This is a genomic window from Blastococcus goldschmidtiae (assembly GCF_031845325.1).
Taxonomy (GTDB): domain Bacteria; phylum Actinomycetota; class Actinomycetes; order Mycobacteriales; family Geodermatophilaceae; genus Blastococcus; species Blastococcus goldschmidtiae.
On the sequence record NZ_JAVREI010000034.1, the window covers coordinates 1 to 1511 of the forward strand.

The window sequence follows — 1511 nt, forward strand, 5'->3', positions numbered from 1 at the left end:
GTTCTCCCTCGTCGGCCACCGGACACCCACCATCCAGCGGGTGCGGCTGGGCGCCGACGCCGAGGGCCGGCTGACCGCGATCAGCCACGAGGTCGTCGAGCACACCTCGCGGATCAACGAGTTCGCCGAGCAGACAGCCACCCCCACCCGGGTGCTCTACGCCGCGCCGCACCGGCGCACCACGCACCGGCTGGCGCGGCTCGACGTGCCGCCGCCGACGATCATGCGCGCGCCGGGGGAGACCCCGGGCCTGTTCGCGTTGGAGTCGGCGATGGACGAGCTGGCGCACGAGCTGGGCATGGACCCGGTCGCGCTGCGCATCCGCAACGAGCCCGAGCGCGATCCGGAGCGGGACGTGCCCTGGTCCAGCCGGAACCTGGTGACCTGCCTGCGCACCGGCGCGGAGCGGTTCGGCTGGGCCGGGCGCGACCTGCGGCCGGGAGTGCGCACCGAGGGCCGCTGGCTGATCGGGACCGGCGTCGCGGCGGCGACCTACCCGACCCGCCGGCGCAGGGCCGAGTGCCGCATCACCGGGCACGACGACGGCCGGTGGACCGTCGAGATCGACGGCTCGGACATCGGCACCGGGGCCTGGACGGCGCTGACCCAGATCGCCGCCGACGCGCTCGGGGTCGGCCTCGACGCGGTGGAGCTGCGGATCGGCGACAGCGACCTGCCCTTCGCCGGGGGCGCCGGCGGCTCCACCGGGCTGACCTCGTGGGGGTCGGCGATCGTGCTGACCGCGCGCGACGTGCGCCGCGAGCTCGACGAGAAGCACGGCGGGCAGCTGCCGCCGCACGGGATCGTCGTCCGGGGTGGGGTGCCCGGGGAGTCACCGCACGCCGGCGACTACTCGATGCACGCCTTCGGTGCGCACTTCGTCGAGGTGCGCGTCGACCGGGACACCGGCGAGGCCCGGCTGCCGCGGGCCACCAGCGTCTACGCCGCCGGCACGATCGTGAACGCGCACACCGCGCGTTCGCAGTTCCTGGGCGGGTTCAGCATGGGCGTCTCGATGGCCCTGCACGAGGAGTCGGTGGCCGACGAGCGGCTCGGGCACTACGTCAATCACGACCTGGCCGAGTACCACATCGCCACCAACGCCGACATCGGTGAGCTCGACATCCACTGGCTGGACGAGGAGGACCCCTACGTCAACGAACTCGGGCTCAAGGGGATCGGCGAGATCGGCATCACCGGCGCCGCTGCCGCCGTCGCCAATGCCTACTGGCACGCCACGGGGCTGCGGGTGCGGGACCTGCCGATCACCCCGGACAAGTACTTCCGGGAGCTGGGCCTGACCTGACGCGCTAGCCCAGACCCTTGATCGCGGCCGGGTCGATGTGGGCCAGCAGGGTCTCGCCGAGGTCGCGCATGGTCTCCACCTGCTCGGGGGTGAGCTGGTCGAACAGGTGGCTGCGGACGCTCTCGACGTGCACGGGTGCGGCCGCCTCGAGGGCGGCGAAGCCGTCGTCGGTGAGGACGGCCAGCTGCCCGCGGCCGTCCTCCGG

The 1511-nt window shown here is 73.7% G+C and carries 1 protein-coding gene and 1 pseudogene; one reads left to right on the top strand and one right to left on the bottom strand.

The window, feature by feature from the left end:
* A partial coding sequence (locus RM425_RS21450) for a xanthine dehydrogenase family protein molybdopterin-binding subunit (protein ID WP_311347263.1) occupies positions 1-1306 on the top strand: 1306 nt, incomplete at its 5' end.
* A gap of 4 nt (positions 1307-1310) precedes the next feature.
* Here RM425_RS21450 and RM425_RS21455 read toward each other — a convergent pair.
* Positions 1311-1511: pseudogene (locus tag RM425_RS21455) on the bottom strand (MarR family transcriptional regulator); the annotation flags it as partial.